The sequence below is a fragment of the Pseudomonas oryzicola genome, from assembly GCF_014269185.2.
GTDB classification, from domain to species: Bacteria; Pseudomonadota; Gammaproteobacteria; order Pseudomonadales; family Pseudomonadaceae; genus Aquipseudomonas; species Aquipseudomonas oryzicola.
In genome coordinates this window covers 3,657,327-3,678,592 of record NZ_JABWRZ020000001.1, presented here as the reverse complement: position 1 = coordinate 3,678,592, position 21,266 = coordinate 3,657,327, and the positions used below count along the sequence as shown (strand labels likewise).

Genomic DNA, 21,266 nt, shown 5'->3' with positions numbered 1-21,266 from the left:
CCGCGCTGCCCCGTTTTCCTGTTTTCATTGGGTGTTTCCGCACATGTTCAGACCCTTGCCCATCTTCATCGGCGCGCGCTACACCCGAGCCAAGCGCCGCAACCACTTCATCTCGTTCATCTCGATGACTTCGATGATCGGCCTGTCGCTGGGCGTGCTGGCGATGATCGTGGTGCTGTCGGTGATGAACGGTTTCCAGCGCGAAATGAGCTCGCGCATTCTCGGCCTGGTACCGCACGCCGCCATCCTCGGCGTGCAGCCGCTGGACGACTGGCACAAGGTGGCCGATGCGGCCCTGCAGGACCCGGCAGTGATGGCGGCGGCGCCGATTACCGAAATGGAAGGCATGCTGTCGTACAAGGGGGCGATGCAGCCGATCCAGGTCGGCGGTATCGACCCGGCCGAGGAGGGCAAGGTCTCGATCGTCGGTCAGCACATCGTCCAGGGCCGCCTGCAGGACCTGCAGCCGGGTGAGTTCGGTGTGGTCATCGGCGAGCTGACCGCGCGGCGCTTCCGCCTCAACACCGGTGACAAGCTGACGTTGATCGTGCCGGAAATCAGCAAGGAACCCGGCGGGATCACCCCGCGCATGCAGCGCCTGACCGTGGTCGGCATCTTCAAGGTGGGTGCCGAGCTGGACGGCTCGCAGGCCTACATCCACGTGGCCGATGCTGGCACCATGCAGCGCTGGGCGCCGGGCCAGGTGCAGGGCGTGCGCCTGAAACTGCACGACCTGTATGCCGCACCGCAGGTGTCCAAGGCCATCGCAGCCAGGCTGGGCGATGCCTACCGTGCCGATGACTGGTCGCATACCCAGGGCAGCCTGTTCAGCGCCATGAAGATGGAAAAGACCATGATCGGCCTGCTGCTGATGATGATCATCGCGGTGGCGGCGTTCAACATCATCGCCACCCTGGTGATGGTGGTGAACGACAAGGGCCCGGACATCGCCATCCTGCGCACCCTGGGCGCCACGCCGGCACAGATCATGGGCACGTTCATGGTTCAGGGCAGCCTGATCGGCATTGTCGGTACGCTGATTGGCGGCGTGCTGGGGGTGATTGCAGCGTTCAATGTCAGCCAGATCGTCGGCTGGCTGGAACGGGTGAGCGGGCAGCACATCTTTACTTCGGATGTGTACTTCATCAGCAGCCTGCCTTCGCAGTTGCAATGGGGCGATGTAGCGATCATCTGCACGGCCGGGTTGGTGATGAGCTTCCTGGCGACCATCTACCCGGCTTATCGGGCATCGCAGGTGCAGCCGGCGATTGGCCTGGCTGTCTGATGTCTGCTTGAGATTTTGCGGGCGCTTTGCGCCCCATCGCGACACAAGGGTTTGAGCTCAACCTGATCGCTGTCCCCTGTAGGAGGCCTTGTGTCGCGATGGGCTGCAAAGCAACCCCCGGTTCACCGATCTTCGGTAAACTCGATCACGAACCGCGTCCAGCCATCCACACACTCTGCGCGAATGCGCCCGCCATGGGCCTGCACGATCGACCGGGTAATCGCCAGCCCCAACCCCGCATGCTCGCTATTGCCTTCGCGCCGCGCCGGGTCCACCCGGTAGAAGCGGTCGAACAGGCGCGGTAATGCGGCCGGGTCGATGGCCCCTCCGGTATTGGCCACGCACAGCGTCGGCCCAGGTGCCAGCGTCACCTGTATCTGCCCGCCCGCGGGGGTAAAGCGCAAGGCATTGTCGAGCAGGTTGGACAGCGCTCGGCGCAGCATGTGCCGGTCGCCCTGCAGGCAGGCCTCACCCTCGTGCGACAGCTGTACGTTGCTGTCCTCGGCCAATGGGGCGTAGTACTCCAGCAGCGCATCCACTTCCTCATGCAGCGCCAGCGGCGCTCGCCCCGGTACCAGCAGGCCATGGTCGGCCTTGGCCAGGAACAGCATGTCGTTGATCATCTGCGCCATCGGCTGCAGTTCCTCCAGGTTGCCATGCAGGGCCTCGCGGTACTCCTCGAGGCTGCGCGGGCGGGTGAGGGTGACCTGGGTATGGGTCAGCAGGTTGGACAGCGGTGTGCGCAGCTCGTGGGCGATGTCGGCGGAAAATGCCGACAGGCGCTGGAAGGCATCGTCCAGACGCTGCAGCATGGCGTTCATGGCGGTGGCCAGCTCGGCCAGCTCTTCAGGCATCTGCGCCACCGGCAGGCGGGTGGTCAGCGAACGCGCCGACACGCTGGCGGCCACCTGGCCCATCTGCCGCAACGGGCGCAGCCCGCGGCGTGCGGCCCAGGCACCGAGCAGTGCGGTGGCCAGCGCCGACAGGCCGACCGTCAACCAGATCAGGCGCTGCATGCCTTGCAGGAAGTGCTGATGGTGGGTGATGTCGAGGTACAGGGTCAGTTGCGGCGACTGCGCGGTGTCTTGTACCAGGCGCACGGCCAGGCTGCGGTAGTCCGTGCCTTGTTCATGCAAGGTCGCCAGCCCGTCAGGCAACGGTGCCTGGGGCAGGCCCGAGCGGCTTTCGAACCAGGTAGCGCCGTCGCTGCCACTGATGCGCAGGGCCAGGTCTGCCTGGTGGCCCAGTTCATCGCGCAGGCCGGGCAGGCGCGCCTGCAGTTCGGCCGGGGTGCTGAGGCCGGCCAGCTGGGAACGGAACAGCGACAGGCGCGAGTCGAGCAGTTGCTGGTCCAGTTCGACGAAGTGCTGCGCACTGGCCCGGCTGAATATCAGGCCTGCGCCGAGCGAGACGGCGGCAGTGCAGGCGGCGAACAGCAGGGCCAGGCGGCTGCCAAGGGAAACCCGGCGCATCATTCTTCGCGCTCTTCGAGGACGTAGCCCATGCCGCGCACGGTGTGGATCAGTTTGTTGGGGTGCGGGTCGTCGATTTTCAGGCGCAGGCGGCGGATAGCCACCTCGATCACATTGGTGTCGCTGTCGAAATTCATGTCCCACACCTGCGAGGCGATCAGCGATTTGGGCAGCACCTCGCCCTGGCGGCGCAGCAGCAGTTCGAGCAGGGCGAACTCCTTGGCGGTCAGGTCGATGCGCTGGCCGGCGCGCTCGGCGCGGCGCCGGATCAGGTCCAGGCGCAGGTCGGCCAGGCCCAGGGTGGTGTCCTGGCTAGGGCTGGTGCCCCGGCGCAGCAGGCTGCGCACCCGCGCCAGCAGTTCGGAGAAGGCGAACGGCTTGACCAGGTAATCGTCGGCACCCAGCTCCAGCCCGTGTACCCGGTCCTCGACAGCGTCGCGGGCGGTGAGGAACAGCACTGGTGTGTCCAGGCCCGCCTGGCGCACGGCCTGGAGAATCTGCCAGCCGTCCCGCCCGGGCAGCATCACGTCGAGGATCAGCAGGTCGTGGTCGCCGGTCAGGGCGAGGAACTGGCCGGTCTCGCCGTCGGTGGCCAGTTCGGTGGCGAAGCCGGCTTCGTTCAGGCCTTGGCTCAGGTACTGGCCGGTGCGGGCCTGGTCTTCGACGATCAGCAGTTTCATTGGGGACATAGCTCCAGATAGCGGCGCCGAAACCTGTGGCAGCGGCCCGCTCACACATTGATAGCGCAGGGCTTTGGCCGAGATGATACGTGACGATGCCGCCGCCCGCCCAAACTGACAAAGTTGTAATTACCTGTTGACCGCCCGGTGACTTGCGCTCCAAGGCAGGGCATAAAACCGGTAGACTAGGCACAATTTCGAACCTTCAGGTCAGTTTCCATGCATCCCGCTGCCGAACATTCCCCGCTGGGCAAGTCCAGCGAATACATTGCCACTTATTCCCCGCAGCTGCTGTTCCCGATCCCGCGTACCGCGAAATGGGCCGAACTGGGGGTCACTGCCCAGACCTTGCCCTGGCAGGGCGTGGATTACTGGAACTGCTTCGAGCTGAGCTGGCTGCTGCCGTCGGGCAAGCCGGTGGTGGCGATCGGCGAGTTCGCCATCCCCGCCGATTCGCCGAATATCATCGAGTCGAAGTCGTTCAAGCTGTACCTCAATTCGCTGAACCAGACCGTGTTCGCCTCGCCTGGCGAGCTGCAGGCCTGCCTGGAGAAAGACTTGTCCGCCGCTGCCGGCAAGCCGGTTGGGGTGAAGGTGCGCAGCCTGGCCGAGGTCGAGGCGCAGGGCGTGGTGGCCTTGCCAGGGCAGTGCATCGATGCGCTGGACGTTGCCATCAGCAACTACCAGCAGCCGCAGCCCGAACTGCTGCGCTGCAACCCGGATCAGGTGGTGGAGGAAACCCTGCACAGCCACCTGCTGAAATCCAACTGCCCGGTCACCGGCCAGCCGGACTGGGGCAGCGTGGTGGTCGAATACAAGGGCCGGGCGCTGGCCCCTGCCAGCCTGCTGACCTACCTGATCAGCTTCCGCCAGCACGCCGACTTCCATGAGCAGTGCGTGGAACGGATCTACCTCGACCTGAAGAACCTGCTGCAGCCGGAGCATTTGACCGTGTATGCGCGCTATGTACGCCGCGGCGGGCTGGATATCAACCCGTACCGCAGCACCCGTGCGATCAGCCCGCAGAACCAGCGCCTGGTTCGCCAGTAAGGTATCGGGGCTGCTTTGCGGCCCATCGCCGGCAAGCCGGCTCCCACAGGATTGCCAATGACCCAAGGCCGATACGGTCGAGCTGGGAGCTGGCGTGCCGGCGAAAGGGGGCAAGGCACCCCCGCTTTTTCAGATGCCCATGCTGTGCAGTGAGTTGGCAATGCTGCGCAGGGTGGCGGTGAGGTCGGGGTGGTCGGCCTCGAAGCGTTCGATCGCCAGGTTCACGCCGTCCACCAGGTTATGGTCTGGGGTGGCTTCTTCAAGTTTCAGTTGCGCCTCGATCTGGCGCGCTTCTTCATGCAGCGCGGCCAGTTCTTCGTCAGAAAGCGGCACGTTGCGGTCCAGTTGCTCGCGCAAGCTGTTCAGGCGCTCTTGCAATTCGCGGGCAGGCATTGGTAGTTCTCCATCAATGGCTTGGCAAGCCATGGACCTCAGCGAAGCGGCAAAGGTTCTGGCTTGTGTTCAGCGTAATCCACCTGCCGCAGCTTTGCATGATCCGTGTCAACGGTGCTGTATCAGGGTTTTTCGCCCTTGCGCCGGCGCTGGGCGATGTCCAGCAGGCAGGTGTCCAGCGCTTCCAGGTGGTCGATCACCGAATGCACACCCAGGCTGAACAGTTCCAGCGTCGCCTTGCCCCGGGCCAGGTCCTGTTCCCGCGCGGTCATGGCTTGCCATTGCCGCGAGCTGTGGTCGCAGAACGGGCTGCAAGCGGCCAGCCCCACCGTCCACAGCCCCGCGTTGAGGCCAGACTGCAGCAGGCGCGGCTCGCCGCTGACCAGCACGCAGCCATCCAGGCGTGCACTGCCTAGCGTCATCAGCGCCTGCCAGCAGGCGTTCGGCGCCGGCCAGCGTGCGCTGTTCACCGTGTGCCCCGGCAACCAGTCGGGCAGTACCTGGGCCAGGCGCTGGCTGTGGCTGGCGTCGAGCTCATCCACCCAGATGCACGGCACCTGGCGCTGGCGCAGGCTGGCAAGGCTGGCCAGTGCGCCAGGGGCAGGCGAGAGGGTGCTACTGGCGGCTTGCACCAGGCAGCCGCGCAAGCCGAACAGCACAGCGGTAAAGGCGGGTGCAGCGTCCATGGCAACGTCCCTCAAATAGTCCGCAGGCTATTCGGCGATTGTTACCGCTCCGTGACAGCGGGTATGGCGCAACAGTTGTTCACAAATTCTTGAGCAGAGCTGTGTAAAGCTGCTTATCAGCGCGCAAGCCTCTATACTGCCGCCGTACAGCAGCGCCCCGTTGCGCTTGCGACCGAGAAATCCGATGGAGAAACACCTATGCGTAGGATCGGTGCCAGTGTGATCGAACGTGTCACCCAGGCCTGTGTCTGCGCCAGCATGTTGCTGGCGCCCGTGGCAGCTACCCAGGCTGCCACCGAGGAAGATCCCTGGGAAGCGGTCAACCGCCCGATCTTCCGCTTCAACGATACGCTTGACACCTATGCCCTCAAGCCTCTGGCCAAGGGCTACCAGGCGGTCACCCCACAGTTCCTCGAAGATGGCATCCACAACATCTTCCGCAACCTCGGTGACGTGACCAACCTGGCCAACGACCTGCTGCAGTTCAAGCCCCATGCTGCGGGCGTGGACACGGCGCGGCTGATCGTCAACACCACCTTCGGCCTGGGCGGCTTCTTCGATGTGGGTACCAAGATGGGCCTGCAGCGCAACGACGAGGACTTCGGCCAGACCCTCGGCTACTGGGGCGTGCCGAGCGGCCCGTACGTGGTCATCCCGCTGCTGGGCCCGAGCACCGTGCGTGACGGCGTGGCCAAGTACCCGGATACCTACACCGAACCTTACCGCTACATCGACCATGTACCGACGCGCAATTCGATCTTCGCCCTGGACGTGATCGACACCCGCGCCGACCTGCTATCGGCCGAGAAGCTGATCCAGGGTGACAAGTACATCTTCATTCGCAATGCCTACCTGCAGAACCGCGAGTTCAAGGTCAAGGATGGCGAGGTCGAGGACGACTTCTGATCGGGTGCCTGCCTGATCCTGCGCTGCTACACGGGGCGTGCCAGGCAGGTCAATCAATGCATGGCCAGAATCCGTAGGCCGAACTTCTGCTGGCCACCCGGCTGGTCGGCAATCCACACCACTTCGGTGCTGGCATGCAACCCCTTCAGCGCCGGATGCTCGGATTCGATCCGCACTTCGATACGGTCCCCTACCTGGAAGTGCTGCGCTGCCTGTACCTGCATGCCACTGCTGGACAGGTCCAGGCACACTGCGGCAATCACCTGGCCTTCATGCAACAGGCTGACCTCGGTGTCGATGCGCATGCGGATGAAGTCACGTTTCTCGGCATGGCTGGAGGGCGTGTGGGACATGCTGCATGCTTCCTGTCGGTTACGCTGGGCGACTTTCTTATAACTCCCGGTGATTTGCCCTGTAAAGTGCGCCGAGGTCGATCCTTGCATGCTTGAAACGCCTGCCGGATGGGAGTACCGTCTGCGCCTTACAAGGTAGCTCTCGCAGTTGCCGGGCAGGTGTTCTTGTCCTACAACTCAAGTAGAGTGTGACCATAAAGAATTCCCGTAGCTGGCCGTCTGCCTTGCCGACACCGCTGCACCAACCCCAATCGGCGCCGTTCGCCCACATGCAGAAAACCAGTGCAACGCTGCTGATCATCGATGACGACGACGTGGTCCGTGCAAGCCTCGCCGCCTATCTTGAAGACAGCGGTTTCAGCGTCCTTCAGGCCGGCAATGGCCAGCAGGGGCTTCAGGTCTTCGAAGAACACCAGCCCGACCTCGTGATCTGCGATCTGCGCATGCCGCAGATGGGCGGCCTCGAACTGATCCGCCAGGTCAGCGAGCGCGCGCCGCAGTTGCCGGTGATCGTGGTGTCTGGTGCCGGCGTCATGAGTGATGCGGTGGAAGCGTTGCGCCTGGGCGCGGCCGACTACCTGATCAAGCCGCTGGAAGACCTGGCAGTGCTCGAGCACTCGGTGCGTCGGGCGCTCGACCGTTCGCGCCTGGTGCTGGAAAACCAGCGCTACCGCGACAAGCTCGAAGCCGCCAACCGCGAACTGGAGGCCAGCCTGCACTTGTTGCAGGAGGACCAGACCGCCGGGCGCCAGGTGCAGATGAACATGCTGCCGGAAAGCCCCTGGGTGGCCGGCGAGTTCGCCTTCGAGCACCAGATCATCCCGTCGCTGTACCTGTCGGGTGACTTTGCCGATTATTTCCGCGTGGACGACCGGCGCATCGCTTTCTACCTTGCCGACGTCTCCGGGCATGGCGCGTCGTCGGCGTTCGTTACCGTGCTGCTGAAGTTCATGACTACGCGGCTATTGTTCGAATTCAAGCGCGGCGGCAAGATGCGCGAGTTCAAACCTTCGCAGGTGCTCAGCCACATCAACCGCGGGCTGATCAACTGCAAGCTGGGCAAGCACGTGACCATGGTCGGTGGGGTGATCGACGAGGACACCGGCCTGCTGACCTACGCCGTGGGCGGCCATCTGCCGTTGCCGGTGCTGCATACCCCTGAGCATACCCGTTACCTGGAAGGCCGCGGCCTGCCGGTGGGGTTGTTCGACGAGGCCAACTACCAGGACCTGGTCGTGGAACTGCCGCCGCGGTTCAGCCTCACGCTGATGTCCGATGGCATTCTGGACCTTTTGCCAGGTGACACGCTCAAAGATAAAGAAACCGCCCTGCCGGAAATCGTCAGGGCAGCAGGTGGCAGCCTGGATGGGCTGCGTCAACGTTTTGGATTAGCTACGCTTGGGGAGATGCCGGATGATATCGCCCTATTGGTGTTGAGCAGGAACCTTCAATGAGTACCGGTAGAATTCAGTTCGCCGAGCAGAGCGGTACCTTTGTACTGAAATTCGTCGGTGAAGTGCGTCTGACCCTGTGTTCGGCGCTGGATGCGACGATCGAGAAGATCTTCACGGCGTTGAACTTCTCGGCGATTGTCATCGACCTGACCGAAACCGAGAGCATCGACAGCACTACCCTGGGTCTGCTGGCCAAGCTGTCGATTCTGTCGCGCCAGAAAGTGGGCCTGCTGCCTACCGTGGTCACCACCAACCCGGACATTTCCCGGTTGCTGCAGTCGATGGGCTTCGATCAGGTGTTCAACATCGTTGATCGTCCGATTCCGTGCCCGGAGTGCCTGACCGACCTGCCGTCGCAGGACCAGAATGAGGACGTGGTGCGCTCCAAGGTGCTGGAGGCGCACAAGATCCTGATGGGCCTGAACGACTCCAACCGCGAAGCCTTTCACGATCTGGTCAGTGCGCTGGAGCGGACCTGATCGTCAACCTGCGCCGGCCGCTTCGCGAGCCAACCCGCGAAGCGGCCGGCGCAGGCAGTAGAACCCCGCATCCCGCTACGCTTTGCCAACAAACTCGGTCGCTTCACCCCCACCCGCATCCAGCTGATACACCCGTGCCGGCCGCCCCTCTCGATCGAAGAACACCTGCCCCAGGCCGGCGCCATTCCACAACCGTTCGCCGGCCTTGCTACGGCTGGGCGTTCGCGGCGCCACCTCCATCTCGCGGCGCTTGGTAAACCAGTTGAGCGGCGAGCGCGGCGCATACAGCCAGCGGTTCAGCCGGTCGAGCACATCCAGCAAACGGCGGGGGAATTCGTTCTTGATCCCGCTGCTGGTCACCTGCCACAAATGCGGGCTGCGCTGGCGGTGGCGGATCAGCACTTCATAGACGAACGAGTAATGCACGTCCCCGGACAGCACCACGTAATGCCCTGGCGTGCGTGAGTGGCGGAAGATGTTGAGGATGACCTGCGCCGCACCGCGATGGGCCATCCAGTTCTCGGCATCCACCAGCAGTGGGTAGCCCAACCAGCTGAATACCTTCTGCACCGTCTCGATCAGCTTTACGCCAAAGATCGGCGCAGGCGACACGATGATTGCCGAGGGGTGGTCCAGCAACGCTTGCTGCAGCTCGCTCAACGCCTCCCAGTCCAGCAAGCCGGAGGGCTTGGCCAGGCTGCTCTCGCTGCGCCAGCGGCGGGTGCGGGTGTCCAGCACCAGCAAGGGCGGGTTGCTGGGCAGGCTGAACTGCCAGCCCTGGAAGCGCAGCAGTTCACCGATCAGCTCATCCTGGGGCTGGCTGCCAAGTGCCTGGCATCGGCCGATCAGTGCTTTGCAAGCGTCCGGGTCGTTACCCCAGGCCTGGCACAGCAGGTAGCCGAGCAGGGCGTTGCCGATGATCCGCCGCGAGAAGGGGTGGCCATAGGCGCTTTCTTCCCATTGCGCCGACAGGTTCCAGTCGTCGGTGATGTCATGGTCGTCGAAGATCATCAGGCAGGGCAGGTGGGCCATTACCCGTGCAACCTGGCCGAGGTTGTCGGCGAATGCCTGGATCAGCGGCAACTCCTGCTGGTAGCGGGCCTGGCGCGGTGCGGTGAGCCCGCTGGGCATGTCCAGGTTCACCAACTGCCAGGGCACGGGGGACCACACCAGCAAGTACATGGCCATGACCTCGGCGAAGGTCACCAGGTGGTTGTCGGCGTTGCTGGACGAGAAGATCGGCTTGCGCTTGCCGCCGAAAAAGCGCGCGCGCAGGGTTTCGTTGCGTTGCTGGGCCGGCAGCAGGTCGGCGCGGTGGTAGTAGCAGGCCGGGTGCCGGTACAGCGCCTGGCTGTCGGCGACCACAGCGCCATCAAGGGCTTCGTCGAACAGGCCCAGACGCGTGATCAGCGCGTGGATGGCGCGCAGCATCGGGCCGGCGACGTCGTCGGCGTACACTTGGTCGCCGGTCATCAGCAGCACGGCGGGGCGGTCCGCCGGTGCTGTGCAGGCCTGCAGCAGGCGGTCGGCACACAGCAGGCCATCGGCGGCCGCGTGGTGCGGCTTGCGGCAGGAACCGTGCAGCAGATGGTCGAGGCGGTCGCGCAGTACCAGGCTTGGGCGCCGGGTGCCGGGGTAAAGCAGGTGCGGTGCCCAGTCGGCAATGCCCTCGCCGTTGATCAGCAGGTCATAATCAAGCAGTTGATTGCAGGGCAAGGGGCGAGCGAACTGGATGTCCAGCAGGTGGATGAAGGCGTGCCGACCCACAGCAACCACCTGGCAATCGGCCTGTGCTTGGCCTGCCGGGCAGAGGAATTCGGCTTGCAGCGGTTGGCTGGCGACCAGCCAGATGGCCAGGCGCTGAGGTTCCAGGCGGCGCAGGATCGGGCCGGCGAGTACGAGGGGCAATGGGGTAGAGGAGGTCATCGACAGCTCGGGTGGCTATGTGGGCTGCTTCGGCGGCAAGCCCGTTCGCACAGGTACGGTGCCGACCTGGAGCCTGTCGCAACCCCTGTGGGAGCGGGCTTGCCCGCGAAGAGGCCCTGGAATTCAGTGCACTACTAACGCCAGATAAACAGACGGGCGGAAAATGCGGAACACTTCCCGCCCGTCGGTGAACGCCGAAATGTATCAGGCCTTTTCGGCCATCAACTTCTCCAGCTTCTCCTGGTCCCGGGCGAACTGGCGAATGCCCTCGGCCAGTTTCTCGGTGCCCATGGCATCCTCGTTCATCGCCCAGCGGAACTGACTTTCGTTCAGCTGTTGCTTGGCCTCGCCAGCCTTGCCCGGCTGCAGTACCCGGGGCAATGCGCCGTGATCATCGCTCAGTTGCTGCAGCAGTTCCGGGCTGATTGTCAGGCGGTCACAGCCGGCCAGCTGTTCGATCTGGCCGATATTGCGGAAGCTGGCGCCCATGACCACGGTGTTGTAGCCATTGGCCTTGTAGTAGTTGTAGATACGCGTGACCGACTGCACGCCCGGGTCATCGGCACCGACGTATTCCTGGCCGGTGCTTTTCTTGTACCAGTCGTAGATACGCCCCACGAACGGCGAAATCAGGAACACCCCGGCATCGGCGCAGGCCTGGGCCTGGGCGAAGGAGAACAGCAGGGTGAGGTTGGTCTGGATGCCTTCCTTCTCCAGTTTCTCGGCGGCGCGGATGCCTTCCCAGGTGGAAGCCAGCTTGATCAGCACACGGTTGCGGCCCACGCCGGCGGCCTCATACAGGTCGATCAGCTTGCGGGCTTTTGCCAGCAGGGCCGGTTCATCGAACGACAGGCGGGCGTCCACCTCGGTGGAAATACGCCCCGGGATGACCTTGAGGATGCCCGAACCCACGGCCACCGCGAAGCGGTCGCAGGCCAGGTCGACATCGCCCTTGGCGTCGGCTTTCACCTGCTTGAGCAGGTCGGCATAGCCGGGGATGGCGGCGGCTTTGAGCAACAGCGACGGGTTGGTGGTGGCATCGACCGGTTTCAGCCGGGTGATGGCGTCCAGGTCCCCGGTGTCGGCGACCACGGTGGTGAACTGCTTGAGTTGTTCCAGCTTGGAGGTCATGGGCGTGCTCTGTCCTGTGCAATGACTCGACATTACCCGAGCCCCAGCGGCCGCTCAAGGGCCTGGGCGCGGGCTTGCCCGGGAAGGGCAGTGCGAAAGGTGAAGATTCGAGTCGCAAGCTGGCCTGAGGTTCCGCAGCGGGTTGCCTGACGGCACATCTACTGGCTGGCGTAAGTGTCTTGCTCGGGATCCACAGGTTGCACACTCTTTGTGGCAGTGGGTATGCCCGCGGACACCGGCTAGGCCGATGCCAGCCACCGCGCCGCCTGCATCGCGGATAAATCCGCTCCTACAGTTATAGTCGTACTTGTAGGAGCGGCTTCAGCCGCGATCACCGACGAAGCCGGTGCCAGCCACATGCCACCTGCTTCAGGGGTAAATTGCTCAGCGCCCCTGCAGCAGCTCCACCGCCTGGTCGAACACCGCCAGCGGCTCCGCCGCCTTGTGGATGTCTGCCGACAGCAACTGACGGAACCGCCGCGCGCCTTTGAACCCTTGGGCCAGCCCCAGGATATGCCGGGTAACGTGATGCATGGCCCCGCCCGCCTGCATATGCGCGACGATATAAGGCCGCAACTGCGCCAGCGCCTCGCTACGGCTGACTACCGGCGCTTCGCTGCCGAACAGTTGCTGGTCCACCTCGGCCAGCAAGTAGGGGTTATGGTACGCCTCACGCCCGAGCATCACGCCGTCGAAGGTCTGCAGGTGCGCCTGGCACTCGGCCAGGGTCTTGATCCCGCCATTGAGCACGATCTCCAGGTCCGGGAAGTCCGCCTTCAACTGCGCCGCCACGTCATAGCGCAACGGTGGGATCTCGCGGTTCTCCTTCGGCGACAACCCTTCCAGGATCGCGATGCGCGCATGCACGGTAAAACTGCGGCAGCCGGCCTCGCGCACCTGGCCGACGAAGTCGCACAACTCGGCGTAGCTGTCACGGCCATTGATGCCGATGCGGTGCTTGACCGTCACCGGGGTCGACACGGCATCGCGCATGGCCTTCACGCAATCGGCCACCAGTGCCGGGTGGGCCATCAGGCAGGCGCCGATCATGTTGTTCTGCACTCGGTCACTCGGGCAGCCGACGTTGAGGTTGACCTCGTCGTAGCCGGCCTCTTCGGCCAGGCGGGCGCAGGCCGCCAGGTCGGCCGGCACGCTGCCGCCCAGTTGCAAGGCCAGCGGATGCTCGGAGGTGTCGTGGCGCAGGAAGCGGTGAGCGTCGTTGTGCAGCAGGGCGCCGGTGGTGACCATTTCGGTGTAGAGCAGGGTTTGCCTGGAGAGTAGGCGCAGGAAGAACCGGCAGTGGCGGTCGGTCCAGTCCATCATCGGCGCAACGCTGAAGCGGCGGGACGGCTCAGGGCGCGTGGTTTGTGGCTTTGAGGCTGATTCTAGGGGCATTCTGGTCTACGCATTTTTGTACCATTTTTGGGGGTTTTTGGGCGTTTTTGGTGTGACAGTGGTACGATGTACCACCGCCACTCACGCTTGTACCACCGAAAATCATGGCAACGATCAGAGCAAGGAAAAAGGCCGATGGGACGGTCAGCTACACCGTCCAGATCCGCCTCAAGAAAAAGGGTGTCATAGTTTACCAAGAAGCCCAGACATTCGCCCGCAAGCAGGCCGCTCAAGCCTGGGCGAAGCGACGAGAGACCGAGTTGGCGGTGCCTGGTGCGATTGAACGGGCCAGCCGCCAGGGGCACACGGTCAAGGAGATGATCGAGCGCTACCTGATCGAGGCGGAGAAAGCCCGGCCTCTCGGTGAAACCAAGCGGCTTACTCTCAATGCCATCAAGAAGAGCTACTTGGGGGAGAAGATCGACTCGGACATCAGCCAGCAGGTCCTGGTGGATTATGCACTTTGGCGCATGGAGCCCGAGGGCGGCTCCGTCAAGCCTCAGACTGCCGGCAATGATTTGGCTCATCTGGGATCGGTTCTGTCCTTGGCCAGGGCGGCTTGGGGGTACGAGATCAATCCCTTGGCAATGCCCGACGCTCGTCTCGTCCTGAAAAAGTTTGGTTACAACATGCGGAGCCGCGAGCGAGATCGCAGGCCTACATTGGATGAGCTCGATAAAGTGATGGAGCACTTCTTCGAGATGCTGCAGCGCAGGCCGTCAGTCATCCACATGCCTAAGGTGGTGGCGTTCGCGATATTTTCGACAAGACGAATGGACGAAATCACGCGCATCCTCTGGGACGATCTGGATGAGCACCGGAAAGCAGTGAAAGTGCGGGATATGAAAAACCCCGGTCAGAAGCTGGGTAATGATGTCTGGTGTCACTTACCAGATGAGGCATGGCAGATTGTGCAGAGCATGCCGAGGGAGTGCCCGGAGATATTCCCGTACAACACTGACTCGGTCGGTGCTGCTTGGGCTAAAGCGTGCAAGATGAAAGGTATCGAGGACCTGCACTTTCACGATCTACGCCACGAAGGTGTGAGCCGGCTGTTCGAGATGGATTGGGATATACCCAGAGTTTCGAGTGTATCTGGCCATCGCGATTGGAACTCGATGCGGCGTTATACCCATTTGCGCGGTCGAGGAGACGTGTATAAGGGCTGGAAGTGGTTGGACCAGATTATCCAGGCGCCGGTGAAGCTCGGCGCCCGGGTAGGCTAGTTAGCTTGCGCGTAGAGGTTTGTTTAACTGCGCGCATTCAAGCCGCGCAGCTTCCCTTTGTCGGTCCAGGTACATGGCCAGATCAGCGATATGCACGCCTCTGGCACTTTTCTGACTAGCTTCGAGCCTGGTTATCGGAAGCTGGATTTGTCCGGCCAGCACCTTTCTTTGAAACATATCAGGCGTCAAGTGCGTGAAATAGTCGGTGCATACCTGCTCTATTGAGATAATGGCTTTGCCATTGTATTGCGCCATTAGAACGAAAGCGGTGTTCATGCACGCCTCCCCAGTGCTCGTTTTGCCGCCACATTAGCCATGTAGGCTGACCATTTATCGCTCTCGCGCAGTTGGCGGATTCGACTGCATTTCGAGTGTCGCCTAGCCGACCTGCCTTTGCCGCATACATCGCAGATGGCAGGCAGATCGAGGCTGTGTGAGGCCATGGGTGGCCTGGTGCGCTCAGTCATAACTCACTGCCTCGCTGCCATTGTTGATGGCGTCCAGTGCGGCTTGGTCAAGCAAACGATGCATGTGGTTAGTACCTTGCTCGTCCTCACGCTGCAGTTCGTGGATGATTTCCTGTATCAATAACGTGCCGTTCTGGATGCTGATCGGAGCGCCTCTGTAGTCGACCGGCCATTCCGGTGAGCAAGTGACTGCGTGCAAGAGGCACTCGGTGGTGATGCGGATAACCAGTTGGTCGCCTTCGACTCCCACCGTTGGCAGCACGTCGATTAGCTTGGCCGATTTCGCAGTTGTTGGAGTTAGGATGCGATCCAGCTCATCAGCTACGTCCTGCATGCCAACAGCTGCTGCTGCGTCAAGGGCTTGCTCCAGCAGCTCATTGGGCACACTAACCATTCGGTTGGTGTCGTTCATGGCTGCGCCTCACGTGCCATTTGGCGATCCAGGCGTTCGATCTCGGCCAAGATCAGGGCGCCGGCCTTGATGAGCATCAATCGCGGGCTGGTTGGCTTCCAGTGCTCTTTCGCCCAAGGCCAGAGTCCTGTTGGTCTTGAATTGAGGTAGTCGATGTGATCGTCTTGGCTAGCGCCCCTAGGATCTGCCCAGAATGCGTAGGCGCCTGCAGCCTGGGCGAGTTGCCCCATGGTGTATTGGTCGTCACGCTCAAGGGTGTGGCCCTCTTCGCGAACTTGACGGCGCCGTTCAGCCAGCAGGTCTCGGATTGCAGTGCTCCAGGTTGGGCTCTGTTCCTCAAGCAGCTCGCGGGTCTCCTTGATCTGGTCGTTGAGGCCCTGGTCACTCACGCTGGTGTGTTGGACCCAGTCCTCCAGTAGGGAGCAGGATCTTTCGGCCAACAGGAGAAGCTGGAAGTTGAGGTCGGGCTGCTCGCCCTCCGCTTTGTCGAGGCTGTGGCAAGACGCTGCACCGGCGCAGGGGAGGCCGGAGAGCTGGATATTGCTGTCGGGCTTACAGCCCTCGGCGTTTATATGGCGGTGGCGCTCGATCTCGGCGATCAAGCCCAACACTGTCGCGGGCGGTAGTGCCGTCCCATAGTCATTCAGCGCGGCGGAGTCGTATTGGTTTGCGGCAGCAGCAGTGGCGAGTGCCTTCAGTCTGATGATGTCGATTGTCATGCTGTAGCCCTCCGGCTGATGATGAAGCCAGCTGCCTGGCGGACCTTCGAGCAACTCTCGTGATTGCCTTTGGTTCGCGGCTTGTTGCAGACATCACACATAACGGACATCGCCGCCCGGCAGAGGGGCTGCATGCCTGTTGGGGTGCGTGTCGTAGGGGTGTAGGTCCGTGAGGTGGTCACAGCGAATACCTCTCATGGGGGCGGCGGGCGTTCGGGCTTAGTGCTAGGTGCTCGTAGCCGGTGATGTTGTTAACAGTCGGTAACGTGCTTTCCGGAGTGTTTACAGTCGGGCGCTGGTGCGGCTGGACCAGGGCAGCGATGAGCACGCAGGCCAAGATCAAGCTGACCAGTTGCCAGATGCGTGTTGCTTTATGCACTTTGGCGGCCCTCGTTGAGCTGGCTCAGTACCTGTTTGCTAGCCAGATCGAACAGTTCGTCTGCGGAAACAGGCCTGACGGACTGCTCGAAGTTGCGCACGGCGTCAAACCGGGTGCGGTACAGCCCGGCCTGGCCGAGCCAAGCGGCTGCATTGTGCTCGGCGTTTGACACCGGACAGCCGTGAGCTTCTGGGACTGAGCCATCATGGGTGCGCCTGCATTTCCGGCAGTGATACAGGCCGCCGTCGTCTGCCTCGCTCATGTACCAATCATGGTGATGCGTGCTCATGCGGCCTCCCGCTGGTACAGATCGATCAGATCTTTGGCGTTTGCGGCGATCAGGTCTTCCGCCTCGTCGGGGCATACGCTGTTGCCAATCAGCCGGATCTGGTTGGTGTTACTGATGGCGCGCCACTCCAACTCGCCGGTGCGCTGGTTCTCGAATAGCCCGCGATCAAGGATGTAGTCAGGGCTGAAGCCCTGAGCAAGCTTCAACTCTGGCGCCTTCAGCATGCGCAGGGTGAAGTCGACCAGCGCGTAGTCGCCCAACAGCACCAGGTCGGCCGGCTCAGGGAAGTGCTCGGGCAGATAGGTGTGCAGGAAATGGGCGCACTTCCGGGCTCGCTCCATCAGTTCCGGCGGCAGAATGGCGGCTGGCACTTGCACGATGGTGACCAGCGCCATGCGCTCTCTCGTTGGCAGCGTGTGCATAGGCTCTTCCACGCCTTGCCACTGCCCGCCCGTGCCGTAGTACTTCACCAGGTAGGCGGTGGCCAGCCGCTGATTAGTGCCTCGTCCGAGAATGGTGCTCAGTGGAGCCTTTGCAGCCCGCCCGTCACCGTTGTAGAACCCGCCGTTAGCCTGCTCGAAGTGACACGCGGCCAAAGCGTGGTGCCCGCTGCCTGTGGTCAGGGCGTTGACGGGCTGCAAAAGGCTGCTGCTGGTGCAGCCCTTGCGCAGCGTCACCATGGCGGCAGTGGCCATTGCCTGTTCGCCCCGGTTTGCTCCGGTAATGGTTCGAACTGCCTCTGTGACAGGATAACCCGAGCGCTCACCATGGTGGGTCAGATGCGTGAGGTGTGCTGCTGCCATGGCGAAGTGGCCACCCTTCACTTGGGCAACCTGGGTGCGCAAAGGCTCTGCAATGCTGAAGGTTCGCTGGTTGCTCGCGTTGGCGAACTCGGTGAGGCTGGCGGCAGCCAGCTGCCGATCGTTCAACGGGATGACAAACGGTTGCTCGGCCAGCACGGTGTGCCGCCAGAATCCCTTCGCGACCCGGCGGCAGGTGTTGTCTACCAGCGGGCGCTTGCGGTCGAGGATGCTTTTGCCCAGGTCGGAAAAGTCGATGCACTCCGCCGCGGTTCGCCATGGCAACTGGTCGGCCTGAGGGTTCTCGTGTCTCTTGGGTTTGGTCCACACAATGGGACGGCCATCGGTGCGACCGATCAGGAACAGGCGCTTGCGGATGGTCGGTGACCCAGCGTTGGACGCACGGCGTTCTTTCCATTGCACGTTGCAGCCTAGGCCGCGCACCAGAGCTTCCATGGGAACCCACTGGCCGATGCAGTCCATGATTTCCGCCATGTCGGGATGATCGGCAGGCAGGCCGGTGGTAAGGCAGGATACGAACGCCCTGAAGGTGCGGCCCATCTCGGTCTTGAGCGGTTTACCAGCATCGTCCAGCGGTCCCCAAGCCTGGAACTCCTCGACGTTCTCCATGAGGAACAGGCGCGGGCGTGTCGCAAATACCCAGCGGACAACGACCCATGGCAAGGAGCGAACGCTTTTGCTGCGTGGCGCGCCACCTTTGGCCTTGGAGAAGTGCCGGCAGTCCGGTGAAGCCCACAGGATGCCAACTGGCTGGCCGCCGGTGGCCTTCAGTGGATCAACTTCGTAAATGTCGCTGATGTAATGTCGGGTCTTGCGGTGATTAGCTCGATGAACAGCGATAGCAATAGGGTTGTGGTTTATGGCCACATCCGGGTCGCGATAGGCGCGTGCGCCGCCGCTGCTGGCTCCGCCCGCGCCTGCGAACAGATCCACGTACAGCTCCCGCTGGAAGGGAAGGGCCTGCTGCTGCGCGCCTGCAACGTTGATGTGCTGAGCGGTCGTCATGCTGCCACCTCAGCGCTTGCGGCACTGGCTGGGGTTTTGCGCAGTTGGGTGTGAATGCGTTTAGCCAGACCGTCCAGTCCTGCGGCTTGTAGCCTGGCACGTGATGCCTGCTGAGTTGCCTTCATTGCGGTTAACGTCCGCTCGGTGAGGCTCAGGGTTTCCAAGGCGCTGATGAGCAGCTCGTAATCCGCCCTGGTCACTGCCAGTCCGGTATACGACATGATCCTGGCTTCGAGCTCGCGGACGTTGCCTTTGAGATCGGCTACAGCTATGTGGTGCTTGCGCTGGCTCGCCTCGGCTTGAATTCGCGCTTCGTCCAGGTCCACTTGCAGGCTTTGTATCTGCAATTTCAGATCGGCTTGCAGACGCTCTTTCCCGATTTCCAAGCCCCTGTTGAAGGCACGATGCCGAGCTTTCGCGAACAGGAAAGGCAGGATGGCCAGGGTGACCAGAAAAATGATGCCCAGGGCAAGAACTTGTTGATGCGGTTGCATGTGCTGTGCTCCAAATGTAGCCCTCCGCCGTTGGTGTGAGAGTCGGCGGGGGCCATGTGCCCCTGATGGCCGGGGCCGCCAGGTCAAGCAGATTGGGTAGATCGTTCGGCCTGCCGGTCGAGATAAGCGGCAAGGTTGTGCAGGTAGATCACGTGCTGGGCTTTCTTTGAGCTGTCGATCTTGCTCAACTGAAGATCAATACGCCCTTTGTTGATCAGCTCTTTGAATCGCCTGTCTGACCCGATGTGGGGGAAATATCGCTCTCTGACAGCAGTGAGCGTTGGGCAGGGGGTGGTCCACTCGCTGCGGAGCTGTTCCAGCGTACTCATGCGCATTTCCCGATACCGTCAGGGCTGGGCCGAAGCTTCGCGCGGACTGCTGCTGCGAGCTGCTCTTTAGTGGCTCCCGTCACTGCAGCGCAGACATCACCCTGGTCGTCAGTCACCACGGCGCCAAGGGGAAACTGTCGGTTTACGGTGGCGATTACGTAGGCTGTCTGACCCGTCCGCAGGACCTCTTCAACGCTGACTTGCGCCTCCATGAGAGCAAGCGCTTCTTCCGCCTGGGCTGCGGAGTCATCCCGGCCATTCGCGATGTCCTGCACAAAATCTCTTAAGGACTGGCACTTGGTGGAGAGGGCGCGCGGAAGTTTCAGGCGGCTGCAAAGCGGCCCAAGGGTCACCTTGATGCTGTGATGCGTACTGTCATTTTCGATCTCGATCTGAGCGTCGACCGTGACTTCAGGACGCTGCAATTTGCAGGTCGCAGTGCCGCCGTTATCCAAGGTGCGTTGCAGCAGCATGATCTGACGAAGGGGGATCCTGAATTCGCTCATGCAGCACCCCCATTGGCAGGTACAGCCTGGGCTTTACCTTCGAGCGTGACGACCAGCTGCAAGCCGGTGCTGCGCTGGAATGCCTGTATTTTTGCCACGCTGTTGCAGGCGGTTGGATGGATCAGAATTGCTACCGATCCGTTGTGCTGTGCTGGTTTCATTCTTCGTGTCCTTGATGTGAGAGAGGGGCACGAAGCTGAAATTAGCAAAAGCTAAATCATTGTTCAATAGCAGATGCTAAATTGTCCGAGCGTGGTTGCGCCCCGGCGGATGGCCGGTATGACACAACCCAAGAAGGCGTTAGAGCTTTTTCGCGTTCCAGGCCAGTAGGACACGGGCCTGGATATGCATACGCTCGATCATCGACTCGTCGATGGTAATCGGCGGGTAGATAGGATTGTCGGAGATCATTCGGAGCTGGCCTCCAGTCAGACGCTGCAGGCGTTTGATGTAGAGATCGCCGTCGAGGGTGAAGACATAAATTGCGTCTGTCTTCACCTCGGTGATCCCGCGATCCACAAGCAGGGCATCGCCGTCAGCGAATGTGCCAGACATGCTGTCGCCATCGCCAGTGATGATCGCCAGGTTGTCGATGTTGGAAAAACTAAGGCCCTGCATCCTGAGCCAGTCTAGGTGAACCGTCATGTCGCGGATGACTTCAATGTGCATTTCCGGGGCTGCCTTGCCATGCCCCATAGAAGCCGCGACATCGAGATGCGGAATCAGAACGTAGTTCTTGTCCTTTGCTGCCCTGGTGGGCAGGCGAACCACGTTGGTTGGGGCTGCGATGGAGGGTTCCTCCATTGGAGGAGATGTCAGCGTCCCTGCTGCAAGCCCAATCTTGAGCTCGAGATTAAGCGCAGCCTTTTCCCCCAGCTTGCGGTGGCCGTTGAGCAGTTGCGACAGGTACGACGCGTCTAGGTCGTGAGCCTCGGCGAATTCCTTCTGGCTCAGGTTCCCCATGATCGTACGGAGGGAGGCGATGCGCCTTTCGTTAATGTCCATCAGCAGATGATTGCTTTCCGTTAGCAAACAGTAAATTACGAGTTGCTATTGCCTTCATAATTAGCAATTGCTAATCTGCCGGGCATTGGAGGTGTCTATGACGCTTAGCGAATATTTGAAAACGATAGACAAGGACGGGGTCGACGCCCTCGCACGGCACTGCGGAACATCGGTCGGCCAACTGAAGCAAGTGGCTTATGGAAACCGCCGCGCAGGTGCGGGGTTGGCTGTCAATTTGGATCGAGAAACGGGAGGGGAGGTTACTTGTGAGTCGCTGCGACCGGACATTGACTGGGGGTACTTAAGACAAGGAAAGGGGTAAGAACGCTGGGCCAGGTCTCTCACCTCCCAGCCCAGCTATGACAGTACGAAGCACCATCACTCTCGTCGGCCGGTGGCCTCTC

The 21,266-nt window shown here is 62.0% G+C and carries 25 protein-coding genes; 8 read left to right on the top strand and 17 right to left on the bottom strand.

What is annotated here, in order from left to right; genetic code table 11:
* Positions 1-43: 43 nt before the first annotated feature.
* Positions 44-1,285, top strand: coding sequence for a lipoprotein-releasing ABC transporter permease subunit (locus HU760_RS16975; protein WP_186678651.1), 1,242 nt, complete (start codon positions 44-46; stop codon positions 1,283-1,285).
* A 122-nt stretch (positions 1,286-1,407) separates the two neighbouring features.
* Here HU760_RS16975 and HU760_RS16970 read toward each other — a convergent pair whose 3' ends face one another.
* Together HU760_RS16970 and cinR are read right to left on the bottom strand one after the other, a co-directional pair.
* Positions 1,408-2,760 carry a heavy metal sensor histidine kinase gene (locus HU760_RS16970; RefSeq protein ID WP_186678648.1) on the bottom strand — a complete coding sequence of 451 codons (1,353 nt, stop codon included), beginning with the start codon at positions 2,758-2,760 and terminating at the stop codon, positions 1,408-1,410.
* Positions 2,757-3,437: a two-component system response regulator CinR gene (gene cinR, locus HU760_RS16965; RefSeq protein ID WP_186678646.1), complete on the bottom strand. Its 681-nt coding sequence runs from the start codon at positions 3,435-3,437 to the stop codon at positions 2,757-2,759. Before cinR ends, HU760_RS16970 begins: the two co-directional genes overlap by 4 nt.
* A gap of 219 nt (positions 3,438-3,656) precedes the next feature.
* Here cinR and queF point away from each other — a divergent pair, with 219 nt between their 5' ends.
* On the top strand, positions 3,657-4,487 hold the full coding sequence (gene queF, locus HU760_RS16960) for an NADPH-dependent 7-cyano-7-deazaguanine reductase QueF (RefSeq protein WP_186678645.1): 831 nt from the start codon (positions 3,657-3,659) through the stop codon (positions 4,485-4,487).
* Positions 4,488-4,616: 129 nt separating this feature from the next.
* Here the strand turns inward: queF and HU760_RS16955 are convergent, their stop codons facing one another.
* A complete protein-coding gene (locus tag HU760_RS16955) occupies positions 4,617-4,880 on the bottom strand; it encodes a DUF4404 family protein (protein ID WP_015269548.1) in 264 nt (87 codons plus the stop codon).
* Positions 4,881-5,002: 122 nt separating this feature from the next.
* Entirely contained in the window at positions 5,003-5,566 is a 564-nt protein-coding gene (gene pcrP / locus HU760_RS16950; RefSeq protein WP_186678640.1) for an HAD superfamily inactivated hydrolase PcrP, read from the bottom strand.
* A gap of 198 nt (positions 5,567-5,764) precedes the next feature.
* Between pcrP and HU760_RS16945 the strand changes: the two genes are divergently transcribed.
* On the top strand, positions 5,765-6,472 hold the full coding sequence (locus HU760_RS16945; protein WP_186678638.1) for an MlaA family lipoprotein: 708 nt from the start codon (positions 5,765-5,767) through the stop codon (positions 6,470-6,472).
* A 53-nt stretch (positions 6,473-6,525) separates the two neighbouring features.
* Here the strand turns inward: HU760_RS16945 and HU760_RS16940 are convergent, their stop codons facing one another.
* On the bottom strand, positions 6,526-6,825 hold the full coding sequence (locus HU760_RS16940) for a PilZ domain-containing protein (RefSeq protein ID WP_186678636.1): 300 nt from the start codon (positions 6,823-6,825) through the stop codon (positions 6,526-6,528).
* Positions 6,826-7,094: 269 nt separating this feature from the next.
* Here HU760_RS16940 and rssB point away from each other — a divergent pair, with 269 nt between their 5' ends.
* Both rssB and rssC read left to right on the top strand, forming a co-directional pair.
* On the top strand, positions 7,095-8,279 hold the full coding sequence (rssB, locus tag HU760_RS16935) for a two-component system response regulator RssB (RefSeq protein WP_186678634.1): 1,185 nt from the start codon (positions 7,095-7,097) through the stop codon (positions 8,277-8,279).
* Positions 8,276-8,758 carry an anti-sigma factor antagonist RssC gene (gene rssC, locus HU760_RS16930; RefSeq protein ID WP_051098867.1) on the top strand — a complete coding sequence of 161 codons (483 nt, stop codon included), beginning with the start codon at positions 8,276-8,278 and terminating at the stop codon, positions 8,756-8,758. Before rssB ends, rssC begins: the two co-directional genes overlap by 4 nt.
* A gap of 75 nt (positions 8,759-8,833) precedes the next feature.
* On the opposite strand, the gene HU760_RS16925 is transcribed toward rssC, so the two are convergent.
* The 3 genes from HU760_RS16925 to dusA all read right to left on the bottom strand — a co-directional run bounded on the left by HU760_RS16925 (position 8,834) and on the right by dusA (position 13,210).
* A complete protein-coding gene (locus HU760_RS16925) occupies positions 8,834-10,684 on the bottom strand; it encodes an alkaline phosphatase D family protein (protein ID WP_186678625.1) in 1,851 nt (616 codons plus the stop codon).
* Between the two features lie 204 nt (positions 10,685-10,888).
* Positions 10,889-11,815, bottom strand: a complete 927-nt coding sequence (gene tal / locus HU760_RS16920; RefSeq protein WP_186678623.1) for a transaldolase — start codon at positions 11,813-11,815, stop codon at positions 10,889-10,891.
* A gap of 384 nt (positions 11,816-12,199) precedes the next feature.
* Positions 12,200-13,210, bottom strand: coding sequence for a tRNA dihydrouridine(20/20a) synthase DusA (gene dusA, locus HU760_RS16915; protein ID WP_186678621.1), 1,011 nt, complete (start codon positions 13,208-13,210; stop codon positions 12,200-12,202).
* A 104-nt stretch (positions 13,211-13,314) separates the two neighbouring features.
* Between dusA and HU760_RS16910 the strand changes: the two genes are divergently transcribed.
* Positions 13,315-14,436, top strand: coding sequence for a site-specific integrase (locus HU760_RS16910; RefSeq protein ID WP_186678617.1), 1,122 nt, complete (start codon positions 13,315-13,317; stop codon positions 14,434-14,436).
* Here the strand turns inward: HU760_RS16910 and HU760_RS16905 are convergent, their stop codons facing one another.
* From HU760_RS16905 to HU760_RS16895, 3 genes are all read right to left on the bottom strand, one after another.
* Positions 14,437-14,712 (bottom strand): pyocin activator PrtN family protein, encoded by a 276-nt coding sequence (locus tag HU760_RS16905; protein WP_122048393.1) that lies wholly within the window; start codon positions 14,710-14,712, stop codon positions 14,437-14,439. It abuts the gene before it with no gap.
* A 183-nt stretch (positions 14,713-14,895) separates the two neighbouring features.
* Positions 14,896-15,315, bottom strand: a complete 420-nt coding sequence (locus tag HU760_RS16900) for a hypothetical protein (protein WP_186678616.1) — start codon at positions 15,313-15,315, stop codon at positions 14,896-14,898.
* Entirely contained in the window at positions 15,312-16,034 is a 723-nt protein-coding gene (locus HU760_RS16895) for a hypothetical protein (protein ID WP_186678615.1), read from the bottom strand. The genes HU760_RS16900 and HU760_RS16895 overlap by 4 nt, the downstream gene beginning before the upstream one ends.
* 320 nt (positions 16,035-16,354) lie before the next feature.
* Between HU760_RS16895 and HU760_RS16890 the strand changes: the two genes are divergently transcribed.
* Entirely contained in the window at positions 16,355-16,582 is a 228-nt protein-coding gene (locus HU760_RS16890; protein WP_186678614.1) for a hypothetical protein, read from the top strand.
* A gap of 116 nt (positions 16,583-16,698) precedes the next feature.
* On the opposite strand, the gene HU760_RS16885 is transcribed toward HU760_RS16890, so the two are convergent.
* The 6 genes from HU760_RS16885 to HU760_RS16860 all read right to left on the bottom strand — a co-directional run bounded on the left by HU760_RS16885 (position 16,699) and on the right by HU760_RS16860 (position 20,862).
* Positions 16,699-18,528: a DNA cytosine methyltransferase gene (locus tag HU760_RS16885; RefSeq protein ID WP_186678611.1), complete on the bottom strand. Its 1,830-nt coding sequence runs from the start codon at positions 18,526-18,528 to the stop codon at positions 16,699-16,701.
* Positions 18,525-19,022, bottom strand: a complete 498-nt coding sequence (locus HU760_RS16880) for a hypothetical protein (RefSeq protein WP_186678607.1) — start codon at positions 19,020-19,022, stop codon at positions 18,525-18,527. Before HU760_RS16880 ends, HU760_RS16885 begins: the two co-directional genes overlap by 4 nt.
* A gap of 83 nt (positions 19,023-19,105) precedes the next feature.
* Positions 19,106-19,351: a pyocin activator PrtN family protein gene (locus tag HU760_RS16875; RefSeq protein WP_019096608.1), complete on the bottom strand. Its 246-nt coding sequence runs from the start codon at positions 19,349-19,351 to the stop codon at positions 19,106-19,108.
* Positions 19,348-19,857 carry a hypothetical protein gene (locus HU760_RS16870; RefSeq protein WP_186678604.1) on the bottom strand — a complete coding sequence of 170 codons (510 nt, stop codon included), beginning with the start codon at positions 19,855-19,857 and terminating at the stop codon, positions 19,348-19,350. Before HU760_RS16870 ends, HU760_RS16875 begins: the two co-directional genes overlap by 4 nt.
* A complete protein-coding gene (locus HU760_RS16865; protein ID WP_186678602.1) occupies positions 19,854-20,018 on the bottom strand; it encodes a hypothetical protein in 165 nt (54 codons plus the stop codon). Before HU760_RS16865 ends, HU760_RS16870 begins: the two co-directional genes overlap by 4 nt.
* 139 nt (positions 20,019-20,157) lie before the next feature.
* Entirely contained in the window at positions 20,158-20,862 is a 705-nt protein-coding gene (locus HU760_RS16860; RefSeq protein WP_019096611.1) for a LexA family transcriptional regulator, read from the bottom strand.
* A gap of 97 nt (positions 20,863-20,959) precedes the next feature.
* Here HU760_RS16860 and HU760_RS16855 point away from each other — a divergent pair, with 97 nt between their 5' ends.
* Positions 20,960-21,184, top strand: a complete 225-nt coding sequence (locus HU760_RS16855) for a transcriptional regulator (RefSeq protein WP_186678599.1) — start codon at positions 20,960-20,962, stop codon at positions 21,182-21,184.
* Positions 21,185-21,266: the final 82 nt, after the last annotated feature.

What these genes read in the sequence shown, in the direction of transcription:
- dusA (WP_186678621.1), bottom strand. Translation starts at nt 13,210, where the DNA reads ATGCCCCTAGAATCAGCCTCAAAGCCACAAACCACGCGCCCTGAGCCG.
- HU760_RS16900 (WP_186678616.1), bottom strand. Translation starts at nt 15,315, where the DNA reads ATGAACGACACCAACCGAATGGTTAGTGTGCCCAATGAGCTGCTGGAG.
- HU760_RS16865 (WP_186678602.1), bottom strand. Translation starts at nt 20,018, where the DNA reads ATGAAACCAGCACAGCACAACGGATCGGTAGCAATTCTGATCCATCCA.
- HU760_RS16860 (WP_019096611.1), bottom strand. Translation starts at nt 20,862, where the DNA reads ATGGACATTAACGAAAGGCGCATCGCCTCCCTCCGTACGATCATGGGG.
- pcrP (WP_186678640.1), bottom strand. Translation starts at nt 5,566, where the DNA reads ATGGACGCTGCACCCGCCTTTACCGCTGTGCTGTTCGGCTTGCGCGGC.
- HU760_RS16895 (WP_186678615.1), bottom strand. Translation starts at nt 16,034, where the DNA reads ATGACAATCGACATCATCAGACTGAAGGCACTCGCCACTGCTGCTGCC.
- rssB (WP_186678634.1), top strand. Translation starts at nt 7,095, where the DNA reads ATGCAGAAAACCAGTGCAACGCTGCTGATCATCGATGACGACGACGTG.
- HU760_RS16875 (WP_019096608.1), bottom strand. Translation starts at nt 19,351, where the DNA reads ATGAGTACGCTGGAACAGCTCCGCAGCGAGTGGACCACCCCCTGCCCA.
- HU760_RS16955 (WP_015269548.1), bottom strand. Translation starts at nt 4,880, where the DNA reads ATGCCTGCCCGCGAATTGCAAGAGCGCCTGAACAGCTTGCGCGAGCAA.
- tal (WP_186678623.1), bottom strand. Translation starts at nt 11,815, where the DNA reads ATGACCTCCAAGCTGGAACAACTCAAGCAGTTCACCACCGTGGTCGCC.
- HU760_RS16975 (WP_186678651.1), top strand. Translation starts at nt 44, where the DNA reads ATGTTCAGACCCTTGCCCATCTTCATCGGCGCGCGCTACACCCGAGCC.
- HU760_RS16910 (WP_186678617.1), top strand. Translation starts at nt 13,315, where the DNA reads ATGGCAACGATCAGAGCAAGGAAAAAGGCCGATGGGACGGTCAGCTAC.
- HU760_RS16870 (WP_186678604.1), bottom strand. Translation starts at nt 19,857, where the DNA reads ATGAGCGAATTCAGGATCCCCCTTCGTCAGATCATGCTGCTGCAACGC.
- HU760_RS16940 (WP_186678636.1), bottom strand. Translation starts at nt 6,825, where the DNA reads ATGTCCCACACGCCCTCCAGCCATGCCGAGAAACGTGACTTCATCCGC.
- HU760_RS16890 (WP_186678614.1), top strand. Translation starts at nt 16,355, where the DNA reads ATGAGCACGCAGGCCAAGATCAAGCTGACCAGTTGCCAGATGCGTGTT.
- HU760_RS16945 (WP_186678638.1), top strand. Translation starts at nt 5,765, where the DNA reads ATGCGTAGGATCGGTGCCAGTGTGATCGAACGTGTCACCCAGGCCTGT.
- HU760_RS16880 (WP_186678607.1), bottom strand. Translation starts at nt 19,022, where the DNA reads ATGCAACCGCATCAACAAGTTCTTGCCCTGGGCATCATTTTTCTGGTC.
- cinR (WP_186678646.1), bottom strand. Translation starts at nt 3,437, where the DNA reads ATGAAACTGCTGATCGTCGAAGACCAGGCCCGCACCGGCCAGTACCTG.
- queF (WP_186678645.1), top strand. Translation starts at nt 3,657, where the DNA reads ATGCATCCCGCTGCCGAACATTCCCCGCTGGGCAAGTCCAGCGAATAC.
- HU760_RS16925 (WP_186678625.1), bottom strand. Translation starts at nt 10,684, where the DNA reads ATGACCTCCTCTACCCCATTGCCCCTCGTACTCGCCGGCCCGATCCTG.
- HU760_RS16855 (WP_186678599.1), top strand. Translation starts at nt 20,960, where the DNA reads ATGACGCTTAGCGAATATTTGAAAACGATAGACAAGGACGGGGTCGAC.
- HU760_RS16970 (WP_186678648.1), bottom strand. Translation starts at nt 2,760, where the DNA reads ATGATGCGCCGGGTTTCCCTTGGCAGCCGCCTGGCCCTGCTGTTCGCC.
- HU760_RS16905 (WP_122048393.1), bottom strand. Translation starts at nt 14,712, where the DNA reads ATGAACACCGCTTTCGTTCTAATGGCGCAATACAATGGCAAAGCCATT.
- rssC (WP_051098867.1), top strand. Translation starts at nt 8,276, where the DNA reads ATGAGTACCGGTAGAATTCAGTTCGCCGAGCAGAGCGGTACCTTTGTA.
- HU760_RS16885 (WP_186678611.1), bottom strand. Translation starts at nt 18,528, where the DNA reads ATGACGACCGCTCAGCACATCAACGTTGCAGGCGCGCAGCAGCAGGCC.